Below are 12,847 nucleotides of genomic sequence, written 5' to 3' on the forward strand. Positions count from 1 at the left end.
TGAATTGTATGGATATGAGACGTTAAAACAGAAACTAAATTACCTGCATGACAATCCGGTAAGAGCAGGTATTGTATATGAAACCTGGCACTACAAATACAGCAGCGCATGGACTATTGTACTTGCATGAGCGGTATGTTAGAATTAGAGCTTGTGTGATTTTTCTGCCGGACGCAGTCCTGCTTTCATGTTTGATTTAAGTCATCCTGCGGAAGACTTAAACCAGCCGGGCTATTATCCTGCTACCTCAAAGGAGTTGTTTGAGTGCTTCTGAAGGATAACTGGAACATAGAAATACATGCAGGTCTTAGATCTCTTTGCTTTAAATGTATTAGAGCAGTAAATTTTGTCTCTGCTCGTTTAAGTGTTAGCGAAGCGACACTTAAATGCCGAAGATAGCAGGTCTGTGACCGGCAATAGTGAAACTATGAAGATGAATAAAACACAGTAGATTAGTGAAAAAATGAATGGCGACTCGATACCGGTTTGGAGATAGCGAATACCCTCACTTTATAACCTTTGCTGTAGTTAATTGGATTGATGCAATAAGCCGCCCTGCTTATAAAGATATTATTGTTGAAAGCCTGAAGTATTGCCAGCAAGAAAAGGGCTTAATTATTAATGGGTGGATTATTATGAATAATCATGTACATCTGATTAGCAGATGTAAGACTAGTTTCGTTTTGCCTGATGTGATCAGGGACTTGAAGAAGTTTACAAGCAGGAAAATTGAAGAGGCTATTAGGCAAAATACTTCTGAAAGCAGGAAGGAGTGGATGTTATGGATGTTTAAAAGAGCGGGACAACGAAACAGCAACAACAAAGATTTTCAGTTTTGGCAACAGGATAACCACCCAGTTGAATTGTATGGATATGAGACGTTAAAACAGAAACTAAATTACCTGCATGACAATCCGGTAAGAGCAGGTATTGTATATGAAACCTGGCACTACAAATACAGCAGCGCAATGGACTATTGTACTTGCATGAGCGGTATGTTAGAATTAGAGCTTGTGTGATTTTTCTGCCGGACGCAGTCCTGCTTTCATGTTTGGTTTAAGTCATCCTGCGGAAGACTTAAACCAGCCGGGGGAAGTTCAGCCGTTATGCTAGGGTATTATCCTGCTACATCAAAGGAGTTGTTTGAGTGCTTCTGAAGGATAACTGTAACATAGGAATGATGCAGGTCTTAGATCTCTTTGCTTTAAATGTATTAGAGCAGTAAATTTTGTCGTGATCAACCTCTTTTTTGACGTGATTTTACCTTGCTTGTCTTGTAGTTAAGCCGTACGTTTGACACTTACCAATCAATTATAATTACTATGGCACTAATCAATCCTCAAGTCAACTTTAACGGAAATGCTGAAGAAGCCTTCACCTTTTACAAATCAGTTTTTGGCGGAGAGTTCGCAAAAGTTATTCGTTTTAGGGACCTTGCAAGTTCTGAATTTCCGGTAGCAGAAAAAGAAGAAAATAAAATGGTGCTTATCGCTTTGCCTATTGGTAAAAGTAATATGCTGATGGGCAATGATGTTCCGGAAATTATGGGTAGGACAAACGAAAATGAGAACAGAAGTAAAATTGTAATAATTGCCGAAAGTAAAGAAGAAGCAGACAAATTGTTTAATGGGCTGTCAGTAGGCGGACAAATAGAAGGGCCTATTGGAGATGGTCCCTGGGGTACTTATTTTGGTTGTTTTAGAGATAAATACGGTATTGAATGGATTGTGGAATTTGACGAACATTATAAGGGAGAAGTATAAAGGAAAACAATAACAGGTATTCTAAAAGCAGGAGCAGCGAATACAGGCAGGTGAAAATGGAAACACATATCACCGTACATGAAAGCCAGAGACTGAGTTGGCAGGCACAAAAACAAGCAAATAAAGTACAGGAAGTACCTTTGCAGAATTAAAAATCATTAGTATGGAATTAGGTGTCGGAATGTTTGGAGATCTGCACATTAACAGCAGGGGTGAAGTGCAACCTGCACAGCAGCGGATCCAGGAAATAATAGAAGAAATAAAATTGATGGATGAAGTAGGCCTTGACTTTTTTGGAATAGGCGAGCATCATCGCCCGGATTATGCAGTGTCGACCCCTGAAATTATATTGGCTGCTGCAGCAACGGTAACAAAAAATATTAAACTGGGAAGCGCTGTTTCGGTATTAAGCTCGTCTGATCCTGTTCGGTTGTACCAGAGTTTTGCTACCGTAGACCTGATCAGCAATGGACGGGCTGAACTAATGGTAGGTCGGGGAAGTTTTACTGAATCTTTTCCACTATTTGGCTACGACCTGCAACATTACAACGAGTTGTTCGAGGAAAAACTGGAGCTGCTGTTGCAGATCAATAAGCAGCCGCATGTAACCTGGAAAGGCAAGTTCCGCGCCGCGTTAGAGAACCAGCAGGTATTACCCCGTGCAGTGAATGACGCACTGGATATTTGGGTAGCAGTTGGTGGTACCCCGGAATCTGTAGTTAGAGCTGCAAAGCATAACCTGCCTGTGATCTTTGCCATTATTGGCGGTAACCCTGCACAGTTCAAGCCCCTATTCGACTATTACAGAGAAGCACTTCAACATTTTGGCCATAGCACAGAGGCACTACAAGTAGGTGTGCATATACATGCTTTTTTTGGCGAGAATAGCAGGCAAATCGCAGACGAGTACTATCCAACGTATGCGGCGCAAATGAACCGGATTGGCAGGCAAAGGGGATGGCCGGCATATACAAAACAACAGTTTGAACAGGGCCGTTTACCACAAGGTCATCTCATCATTGGCGATGCTAATGAAGCTATTGATAAAATACTTCACATGCACGAGATGTTTGGTCTTACCCGCTTCTCCGCCCACATGGATGTTGGTGGACCGTCACATGAAACAATGATGAAATCTATTGAAATCTTTGGGACGAAGATCGCACCGAAAGTGAGAGAAGCTTTGGGGAAGTAAGGCAAAGCCGACCGTTTTGTTGCCTACGTCCGGTCATCTATCAATCTTTTCAAAAACATCTTTATATAGTCTTTGTCTCAAAGTCGTTGAAAGGCTGCCAGGTATTTATATGGAGTAGGTTTTGACAACAACACAAGCTGCTGTTATATCGTCAAATAACTTTCATTGCACATCTCTGCCGCTCATTCTCTTGGGCCAGAAATAATAAGACAAGCGGCGAGGGAGTATTCATATTGCCATTGTGAGGAAGATTGCGCGTTGGTGACGGTCGGTGGAGGCGGGTAAGCATCGCTTCTTCGTTTTCAACTATCAGCTCCGGCGTAGCTAGTGATTGGTTCAGTATTTGGCCACCCCCATCTTTGTAATCCACCTTTACAACCAATGGGCCGTAAGGTTGTAAGATGTTTTTGTTGAGTTGTATATCCAAATGACCTTTCGCCTGCTGGCCACGCGGTGAAGTATGAAATTAGGGGGTGAGAATTTCTTACGCCATGACAAACCTTAAGGTAGAATTTACCGATAAGGAAATGACAGCAGGGAGTGGTGTAGCCATACTTCAAAAAAGAGTACCTGTGTTCTAATGAATATTCTGGGTTAATATCGTCTGCATCCATAATTTCCTTTTTTCAATCAACCGGCTGTAGATGTCTTTTGCCCATGTTTAAAGCGCTCGATTGTTCGGTTAAGTCGTTTACTTTCTTCGTAAGAGGCTTTTAGCCTTCCTTTCGCCACATTCCACTTTAAGGGATCAACAAATGCTTTTGTTGAAAGCTCCGCGCTCTTGCCATCAAGGGTTATTCTTAAATAAACGGGAGTTAACCCTTGATGTTTGCTTTGTCTCTTCTAATGTACGAGCGTAACGAAAAGGTGTGTTTGTGTATCATACGTTTCAATTTTTTGGTATCTTTTTTAATCAAAAATGATTAAAAAAAGCTTTTAAGGTTTCGGATTTAATAAGCTGAAACGAAATGCTGGTAAGGCTTTGAGTGCGATTTGATACCTGGATTTACTATAGAGAAATTGGTATCAGAATTAGTCGCCAGAAGTTGGATATTATTTGAATAGTTCCGACACGGCTAAAAACACAAAAGCCAGCTAATCTTTAAATTAGCCGGCTTGTGATGCGTTTTGAATTGCTACCTGGTGACCGCGTTAGGATTCAAACCTAAAACCCCCTCATCCGTAGTGAGGTACTCTATTCAGTTGAGCTACGCAGCCAGTCCCTTTCGGGGTTGCAAATATACAAGTATTTTTTTTTCTACAAAATAGCTTTTAGAAAAAAACGGTTAAATCAATTATAACAAACACTTGTTTTGGTAGAACAAGTATATTTTTATGCCTAAAAGAACCCGATGCCACATGAGGCTATTTCTGTTTTCGACATGTTTAAAATAGGAGTGGGACCTTCCAGCTCTCATACACTTGGTCCCTGGAAAGCGGCATTACGTTGCATTGAAAGCATTGAACAAAAAGGTAAAATTGAAGACGTTGTTGGCATCTCCGTTTTATTGTATGGTTCACTTGCAAAAACAGGCAAAGGGCACGGGACAGATATAGCTGTTTTACTTGGTCTTAGCGGTGAAGATCCCGTTACCATTGACGTTAATAGCCTCGATTTTAAAATTGAGGCTATTAACGCTACCTCAACTTTAAACCTTGCGGGAAGAGCAAAACTTTATTTTAATCCGGATGAACATGTTCAATTCTTGTTTGGTGAAAGCCTCCCGTATCATCCTAATGCGCTGACTTTTTTAATCAAGATGCAAAGTGGAAGAAACTGGAGCGAGACGTATTACTCTATTGGTGGAGGTTTTGTTGTAAAGGAAGAGGAAACGCAATGCTCATCACAAGCGGTTGATCTTCCTTTTCCGATTAACACTGCTGACGACTTGCTGCATTGGTGTATGAAGACAGGGCTTGCAATAAGCGAAGTTGTAATGGAAAATGAAAATAGCTGGAGACCGGAGAGTGAAACGAAGGCGGGGATATTAAAAATTTGGGAAACAATGAAAACCTGCGTGTTTCGCGGCTGCCATACTACCGGAACATTGCCCGGAGGATTGTTTGTTAAACGAAGAGCATTTAATTTAAATAAAAAGCTAACAACGGGTAAGTCCTATTTGGATTACAATACCTGGTTGCAGGTAATTAAGAATGGAGGAGCTAATTTTCAGGTAACGCTCGATTGGGTAAGCTGCTTTGCATTGGCAGTAAACGAGGAGAATGCAGCATTTGGAAGGGTAGTTACAGCGCCTACTAACGGTGCGGCTGGCGTTATTCCGGCTGTTTTGCATTATTATATTGCATTTTGTAATGCTGGTGATCTGCTCTTCGACGAAGAGAAAATTATCCGTTTTTTATTAACTGCTTCAGAGGTAGGTAGTATTTTTAAAAAAGGTTCTACTATTTCTGCTGCAATGGGGGGATGCCAGGCGGAAATTGGTGTTTCTTCCGCCATGGCTGCTGCGGGACTTACAGAAGTTATGGGAGGTACTCAAAGGCAGGCATTAATGGCTGCTGAAATCGCAATGGAACATCATTTAGGGATGACTTGTGATCCAGTTGGCGGACTGGTACAGGTGCCATGTATTGAGAGAAATACCATGGGAGCAATTAAGGCTATTACAGCCTCGCAACTTGCGCTTCAAAGTAGTCCGGACTATGCCAAGGTGTCTTTAGATAAAGTAATTGCTACGATGTGGAATACCGCACTTGATATGAATAGTAAATATAAAGAAACTTCCGATGGGGGGCTGGCCATTCAGCTACCCCTTAGTTTAAGCGAGTGTTAGGTGGTAAAAGATTGGTTAGCTAATGAAACAGATTGTGCAGAGTATGCCGGTGGGAGAGGAATAAGAGCACTAAAAAAAGGGTGCTGTAAAGACTTATTTATAATACGAAAGAACGGTTCGTGAAATTTGCAGAAGCATAGTACGAAAGGGGGTTGAGGGAAGGTTACTGAAAATTGTTTTCAATACCCTTTTTATGTTTTATAAAAACCAGTAAAAAAAGTGATGTTCCTTTGCAGTTTTGCAATAGTTACCAGGTCTATTACTGAATTTACGCCGGTTACAACAACCGTTTGCGCTGTTTGTGTTGTCATAAAAGTTATTTATGATTATTTACGTCTTTGTTCCGGCTATCATTTAATTGTTTATCCAGGTTGTATGCAGCACTAATTAATCCTAAATGTGTAAAGGCCTGGGGGAAGTTGCCCAAATGCTCACCCTGAAAACCCAACTGCTCTGCATACAAACCAAGATGATTTGCATAGCCTAACATTTTCTCAAAATAAAACCTTGCCTTTTCTAATTGCCCCGAACGCGACAAACACTCTACATACCAAAAACTACACATTGAAAACGTGCCTTCGTGACTATGGAAACCATCAGGCGCGGCTAAACCGGGGCGGTATCTGTAAACCAACGAATCTGAAACAAGTTCATGTTCAATTCTCTCCATCGTTGATAGCCACCGAGGATCTTTAGGGCTAATGAAACGCACGAGCGGCATTAGTAATGCGGAAGCATCTACAGTTTCAGCGCCGGGAAACTGCATGAAAGCCTTTTTGTCCTCATCCCAGAAATCAGTAAAGATGCTATTGAAAATAGTGTCGCGTTCGCTCCTCCATTTTTCATTTAGAGGAAACGAGCGTGCGTCTGCAATCTTTATAGCCCTGTCGAAGGCCACCCAACACAACAAGCGGGAATAAAGGAAATTTTTCCTGCCGCCTCTTACTTCCCAAATGCCTTCATCAGGCTGGTTCCAGTTTTCAGAAAGCCAATCGATTTGTTTTTCCAGGTCCTTCCAAAAGTCGTACGAAATGGGCTCGCCGTACTTGTTGTAGAGATACACCGAGTCTAACAATTCACCATAAATGTCTAACTGCAACTGGCCATAGGCATCGTTACCCACTCTTACAGGTGCTGACTTTTTATACCCTTCAAAATTGTCGAGGATCTTTTCTTCCAACTGCCGCTGTCCGTTGATTGAATACATGATACCAAGCCGGTTTTGCCCCTTAATATCGGTGCAAAGTTTTGATACCCATTGCATGAACGCGCCTGCTTCTTTTGTGTATCCTAACCGAATTAAAGCATACATCGAAAAAGAGGCATCTCTTATCCAGGTAAAGCGATAATCGAAATTGCGCCCTCCACCTATACTTTCAGGTAAGCTAAAGGTGGCGGCAGCTATAATAGACCCGCAGTTATGGGAGGTTAATAGTTTTAAAATCAGAGCCGACCGGTTTACCATTTCAAGCCATCTTCCCTTATAGGTTGATTGACCTATCCAGTTCTTCCAATAGTTAACGGTTTCAAACAGGCTTTCTGTAATGAAAGTTTGAAAATCTAATTCGCTGGAGTGTCCTTTATCAATGTGCTCCAGCAGGAAATCGGCCGTTTCAGTGGGCCTTAAAGTAAATTCAGCAGTAACATCAGCACCTTCTATTGTAAGGGGAACAGAACTTCTTAACCGAAGCACGGTACAGTCGTCTCCACTACTTGTAAAAATTACTTCGGTGTCTGAAACGGATTCTACAGTATGAATACTTTTTCCGTAATTAAATCTCGGCCTGCATTTCATTTCATACGTTACTTCTCCGCGCACCGTTGTAACCCTTCGTATCAATTCTTTGCCGTTAAACAATTCTTCAACGGGCATAAAGTCGGTTATTTCTCCTACACCTTCGGGCGACAGAAACCTTGTCAGCAAAACATTGGTATCAGGGAGATACAACTGCTTTGTATTCATTTCTTTAAAAAGCGGATGCAGTTGAAAGCTTCCACCATTTCCCTCATCCAGCAGGGCAGCAAAAATGCTGGGGGAGTCGAAGTTTGGGAAACACATGAAGTCAATAGAACCATTTAGCCCTACCAGGGCAACTGTATTAAGGTCGCCAACAATGCCATAGTTTTCTATAGGTTGATAATTCATATCTCTGCAATTTCAGACTTGACCATGCAATACCTGTTCCCGGTGAATAGGATACATATTTTTTAGAGCACTTTCTATGGCATGCACATGTGAAGTTTGTTTTTTGCATATTGACACAAAAAGAACTTCCTGTAAAAAATGTATTATTTAAAACTGGTTGGTGTGTGTAAACAGTATGACAAAACAAAGCGGGCATTGTGCCGGTTTTAGTTTGGGTCCTTCATTTGTCATCTGTTGGCTTGTATTTGCATATGGTAGCTTGTTAGCGTAGGTGCAGTTTTGGCAGGTTACTTTGCAGCAGCTTTTTCTTCGTTTCCGCTAACGACCCAATGCAAACCCTACCTTTGCTTCATGCACCTTTACATAAAAAACATGGTATGCAACCGTTGCATACTTGTAGTAGAACAGGAATTACAGAAGCTCGACATTGAAAGCTGTAAAGTAACATTGGGCGAGGTAGAAACAACTGGTGTGCCCGCAAAGGAAAAATTAGAACAACTTGAAAAGAACCTTTATGCACTGGGCTTTGAAATGTTAGACAACAGCAAGCAACAGCTTATAGAAAAAATAAAGAACATCATAATTCAGCAGGTACACCATACGCAGGAGGAAAACAACCACAACTTTTCTGACATCCTTTCCAAATCACTGCACAAAGATTACTCCTACTTAAGCAGTCTGTTTTCAGAAGTAGAAGGGATAACGATTGAAAAGTATATCATCCATCAAAAGATTGAGAAAGTAAAAGAGCTTATTATTTACGATGAACTAAACCTTTCTGAAATTGCCTACAAGTTAGGCTACAGCAGTGTTGCTCACCTTTCAACACAATTTAAAAAAGTTACCGGTTTAACTCCAACTCATTTTAAGACGGTAGGGCAGAACAGGCGAAAGCCTTTAGATAAGGTGTAAAAAGCCGAATAGAAAATGTACCAGTACAAGGGAGTGACACAACGATGTTGATGCACGTTCGTCTGGCGGTACCATAACTTTATTATCAAGAAATATTACAAATATTATCCATAATTGTGTAACGGCTTAGCCTGAGCATAGTGGTAGCTTTGCTGCACAATTACAGTTATGGCAACCACAAATAGCGACACAATCAGCATTCCATTAGAGGGCGTAGAGAGCGAACATTGCGCTTTAATAATAGACAAGGGATTAACTAAAGTTGAAGGTGTAAAAACACATCGTGTAGAACTTAATAACAACAGGGCAGTTATTACTACAGATGATGGTGTAGAAGTATTGAAAAAGGCAGTCGCAGCCATTAGAGATTTAGGCTATAATGTATCCACAGTAAAGAAAAACTTTCCTGTGCTCAATATGACTTGTGCTTCATGTGCAGTTAGTTCGGAAAGCATTTTACAAAGTGAACCGGGTGTAGTTGATGTTGCAGTAAACTATGCAAATGCAACAGCACAGGTAGAATACGTTTCTACGATAACAGAACCACACAAATTAAAAGCCGCTTTACAATCTATAGGTTACGATTTAATGATTGATGAAAGCGAAGAAGCAAAGGATCACCTGGCAGAACTGCAACAGGATAAAGCAGACATGCTTAAAAAGAAAACAATAGGTTCGATCCTGCTCTCAATTCCATTAGTAGTTATAGGAATGTTCTTTATGAACATGCCTTATGCCAATTACATAATGTGGGTTTTAGCTACACCGGTAGTGCTGATTTTTGGCAGACAGTTTTTTATAAATGCCTGGAAGCAAACCAAACATCGTTCTGCAAACATGGATACCCTGGTTGCATTAAGTACAGGAGTAGCTTATTTATTTAGCGTATTTAATACTTTAAATCCTGCGTATTGGCATAGCAAGGGGTTACACGCACATGTGTATTTTGAAACAGCCGCGGTAGTTATTGCTTTCATTTTATTAGGCAAGATGTTAGAAGAAAGAGCGAAAGGAAATACATCTTCTGCCATTAAAAAATTGATGGGCTTACAACCAAAAACGGTTACTGTAGTACATGAAGGTGGACACCAGGTGGAAATGCCGATAGCAAGTGTTATAGCAGGTAATACATTATTAGTAAAGCCGGGTGAAAAGATTGCAGTTGATGGAACGGTTAGCCAGGGCAATTCTTTTGTTGATGAGAGCATGATTAGTGGTGAGCCAGTTCCGGTAGAGAAGAAAAAAGGTGAAAAAGTATTTGCAGGTACCATTAATCAAAAAGGAAGCTTTCAGTTTACGGCAGATAAGGTTGGTGGAGATACCGTTTTAGCGCAGATAATTAAAATGGTGCAACAGGCGCAAGGTAGTAAAGCACCCGTTCAAAAAATGGTTGATAAGATTGCAGGCATTTTTGTGCCGGTAGTTATTGTAATTGCCATTCTTAGCCTTGTTGCATGGGTTATTTTAGGTGGCGAAAACGGGTTTACACAAGGCTTGTTAGCAATGGTAACTGTATTGGTTATTGCTTGTCCTTGTGCGCTTGGATTAGCCACTCCAACAGCTATTATGGCGGGTGTAGGTAAAGGTGCAGAAAACGGTATACTTATTAAAGATGCAGAAAGCCTTGAACTGGCAAAGAAGGTAAATGCAGTTATTCTTGATAAAACAGGAACAATCACAGAAGGCAAACCGGTTGTGACCGACATAGTATGGTTGAACAATGACAGCAGTAAGATAAATGAATTGGCATCGTTAGAGAACAGTTCGGAGCACCCTTTAGCAGAAGCGGTAGTTAAACACCTTGGGGCAGTTCGGGGCGTACCGGTAAACCAGTTTGAAAGTATTACAGGTTTTGGCGCGAAGGCTGTTATTGGTGATAAACCCTATTATGTGGGCAATGATGCTCTTTTAAAAGAACACCATATTTCTATTGCTCCGCAAATGGAATCGTCTGCAACAAAATGGTTAAGTGAAGCAAAAACGGTTATCTGGTTTGCTGATGAAATTCAGGCTTTAGCTGTTATAGCTATTGCAGATAAAATTAAGGCAACATCTATACAAGCGGTTCAACAATTAAAGGCAGCAGGCATAGAAGTGTATATGCTAACAGGCGATAACCCGGCTACAGCAAAAGCTATCGCTGGGCAGGTAGGAATAAGCCATTATAAAGCAGAAGTATTACCTGCACACAAAGCAGACTTTGTAAAAGAATTACAGCAGCAGGGAAAAGTGGTAGCAATGGTAGGTGATGGCATTAACGACAGCAATGCGTTGGCCCAGGCAGATGTAAGTATTGCGATGGGAAAAGGCAGTGACATAGCAATGGACGTGGCAAAAATGACCATCATTTCATCCGACCTTACAAAGATACCACAGGCGATAAAGCTGTCTAAATACACAGTAGCTGTTATTAAGGAGAATCTCTTTTGGGCGTTTATTTATAATATTATCGGCATCCCGCTTGCTGCCGGTATTCTTTACCCTATCAATGGGTTTCTTTTAAACCCGATGATTGCAGGTGCTGCCATGGCGTTGAGTTCAGTGTCGGTAGTTACCAATAGTTTGCGGTTGCGGTCAAAGAAATTGTAACACTTAAGTTGTCCAAATCCATCCACTATTGTTTTGCGTCCTTATTTTTAGAATGCTATAATTTTGGTTCCCCGAATTAATTAACAGCACAAACCTTGCTTTGGAAGGGATCTTTACAACTCTACTTGACTTAATTGGAACCTTTGCCTTTGCAATTAGCGGAATAAGGTTAGCATCTGGTAAACAGGTGGATTGGTTTGGCGCGTATATAATTGGATTAGTAACTGCTATTGGAGGTGGAACCGCAAGAGACTTGTTATTAGATGTACCTCCCTTTTGGATGACGGACAGTAAATATTTTATAACTACAGGAATTGCTCTGCTGGCTACGTTACTGTTTAAAGAAAAACTGTTTAGATGGCACAATACCTTGTTTCTGTTTGATGCTATAGGACTGGGATTATTTACAATAGTTGGAATTAGCAAAAGCATTGAAGCCGGCTTGCCTTTTTGGGTTTGTATTGTGATGGGCGCTATTACCGGAACATTAGGCGGTGTTATTAGAGATGTTTTATTAAATGAAGTGCCGCTATTATTACGAAAAGATATTTATGCGCTTGCATGTGTAGCGGGTGGAGTAGTTTATTTTGCTTGTATTCAATTGAAGCTCTCAGCCAGTTTAACAGAACTTATTGCTGCGTTAACAGTAATATTAGTTAGAGTGATTGCTTTGAGGTTTCATATTCATTTACCTGTATTAAATTCAATTAAGACAAATTCCGGTAGAGAAGTGGACCAAGTATAAATACTAACATCAAGATTACCTGTTAAAGCAACACCACCCATTAAATTTCACCATTGTATGCTTTTATTGTCGTCTGCTTTCTGCTGCCATTCTATTACTCACCCTGCATACCCTAAACTATAGGTCCTTCAATTCCAACCCCATTCAAATCCCCAAACCGATAATTCTGTACCAATCATATCTATCATCTGTGTAACAAACTCCTCCACAAACCATAAAGAATAAACAGCTCATCAAATAAAGTGCATTTCACCAGGGTAATTATGCCGGCCCATGTGAAAATTCCGCTTAATCAAGCAACGGTGAAAGGAACGGGCTGTTATCGTTCCTTTCTTGAATTTTCTTTGGTTACTTTCTTTGTTTCAAGACAAAGAAAGTGACAAACTGGGCATGTGAAAATGCAATAGATTAATTAAGGTGTTGCAATCTTTTTTCCTTGCAAAAAAAAATGCTCAATAAGGTGATTAAGCTAAGCAAGGCAGTGTACGTAGTAGTTTCATGATCGTTCACTGCGCGGCTTTTTGTCACTTTCTTTTCCTTGATGAAATGAAAGTAACCAAAGAAAAATCAAGAAAGGAACGATAACAGCCCGTTCCTTTCATTATGCCTTGATTAAGCGGTAGTGCTACTGTGGTTTCAGCAGTTGTTTTTCATGGCTATTCATTTTTGACTTTTCTAATTTTATAAGGGTGATTAGCAATTAAG

At 40.6% G+C, this 12,847-nt stretch carries 9 protein-coding genes, 1 tRNA gene and 1 pseudogene; 7 read left to right on the forward strand and 4 right to left on the reverse strand.

Annotated features, from left to right (window positions below):
- The first annotated feature begins 467 nt into the window (after window positions 1-467).
- The 3 genes from JWR87_RS18930 to JWR87_RS18940 all read left to right on the forward strand — a co-directional run bounded on the left by JWR87_RS18930 (window position 468) and on the right by JWR87_RS18940 (window position 2,958).
- A complete protein-coding gene (locus JWR87_RS18930; protein ID WP_297823212.1) occupies window positions 468-1,019 on the forward strand; it encodes a transposase in 552 nt (183 codons plus the stop codon).
- 303 nt (window positions 1,020-1,322) lie between these two features.
- Window positions 1,323-1,763, forward strand: a complete 441-nt coding sequence (locus JWR87_RS18935; RefSeq protein WP_297823213.1) for a VOC family protein — start codon at window positions 1,323-1,325, stop codon at window positions 1,761-1,763.
- Between the two features lie 163 nt (window positions 1,764-1,926).
- Entirely contained in the window at window positions 1,927-2,958 is a 1,032-nt protein-coding gene (locus JWR87_RS18940) for an LLM class flavin-dependent oxidoreductase (protein WP_297823214.1), read from the forward strand.
- Between the two features lie 151 nt (window positions 2,959-3,109).
- On the opposite strand, the gene JWR87_RS18945 is transcribed toward JWR87_RS18940, so the two are convergent.
- The 3 genes and pseudogenes from JWR87_RS18945 to JWR87_RS18950 all read right to left on the reverse strand — a co-directional run bounded on the left by JWR87_RS18945 (window position 3,110) and on the right by JWR87_RS18950 (window position 4,176).
- Complete coding sequence (locus tag JWR87_RS18945) at window positions 3,110-3,385, reverse strand: hypothetical protein (protein WP_297823215.1); 276 nt, start codon at window positions 3,383-3,385, stop codon at window positions 3,110-3,112.
- Between the two features lie 203 nt (window positions 3,386-3,588).
- Window positions 3,589-3,786, reverse strand: a pseudogene (locus JWR87_RS20335) (Arm DNA-binding domain-containing protein); the annotation flags it as partial.
- Between the two features lie 313 nt (window positions 3,787-4,099).
- A tRNA-Arg gene (locus tag JWR87_RS18950) sits at window positions 4,100-4,176 on the reverse strand.
- A 134-nt stretch (window positions 4,177-4,310) separates the two neighbouring features.
- Here JWR87_RS18950 and JWR87_RS18955 point away from each other — a divergent pair.
- Window positions 4,311-5,750, forward strand: a complete 1,440-nt coding sequence (locus JWR87_RS18955; protein WP_297823216.1) for an L-serine ammonia-lyase — start codon at window positions 4,311-4,313, stop codon at window positions 5,748-5,750.
- A gap of 316 nt (window positions 5,751-6,066) precedes the next feature.
- On the opposite strand, the gene JWR87_RS18960 is transcribed toward JWR87_RS18955, so the two are convergent.
- Entirely contained in the window at window positions 6,067-7,896 is a 1,830-nt protein-coding gene (locus tag JWR87_RS18960) for a glycoside hydrolase family 15 protein (RefSeq protein WP_297823217.1), read from the reverse strand.
- A gap of 351 nt (window positions 7,897-8,247) precedes the next feature.
- On the opposite strand from JWR87_RS18960, the gene JWR87_RS18965 reads away from it, so the two are divergent.
- From JWR87_RS18965 to JWR87_RS18975, 3 genes are all read left to right on the forward strand, one after another.
- Window positions 8,248-8,808: an AraC family transcriptional regulator gene (locus JWR87_RS18965; protein ID WP_297823218.1), complete on the forward strand. Its 561-nt coding sequence runs from the start codon at window positions 8,248-8,250 to the stop codon at window positions 8,806-8,808.
- 168 nt (window positions 8,809-8,976) lie between these two features.
- Entirely contained in the window at window positions 8,977-11,397 is a 2,421-nt protein-coding gene (locus JWR87_RS18970; RefSeq protein ID WP_297823219.1) for a heavy metal translocating P-type ATPase, read from the forward strand.
- 100 nt (window positions 11,398-11,497) lie between these two features.
- Window positions 11,498-12,142, forward strand: a complete 645-nt coding sequence (locus tag JWR87_RS18975) for a trimeric intracellular cation channel family protein (RefSeq protein ID WP_297823220.1) — start codon at window positions 11,498-11,500, stop codon at window positions 12,140-12,142.
- The last annotated feature ends 705 nt before the right edge of the window (window positions 12,143-12,847 follow it).

It is taken from the genome of Segetibacter sp. (assembly GCF_025963695.1).
In the GTDB taxonomy this organism is placed as follows: Bacteria; Bacteroidota; Bacteroidia; order Chitinophagales; family Chitinophagaceae; genus Segetibacter.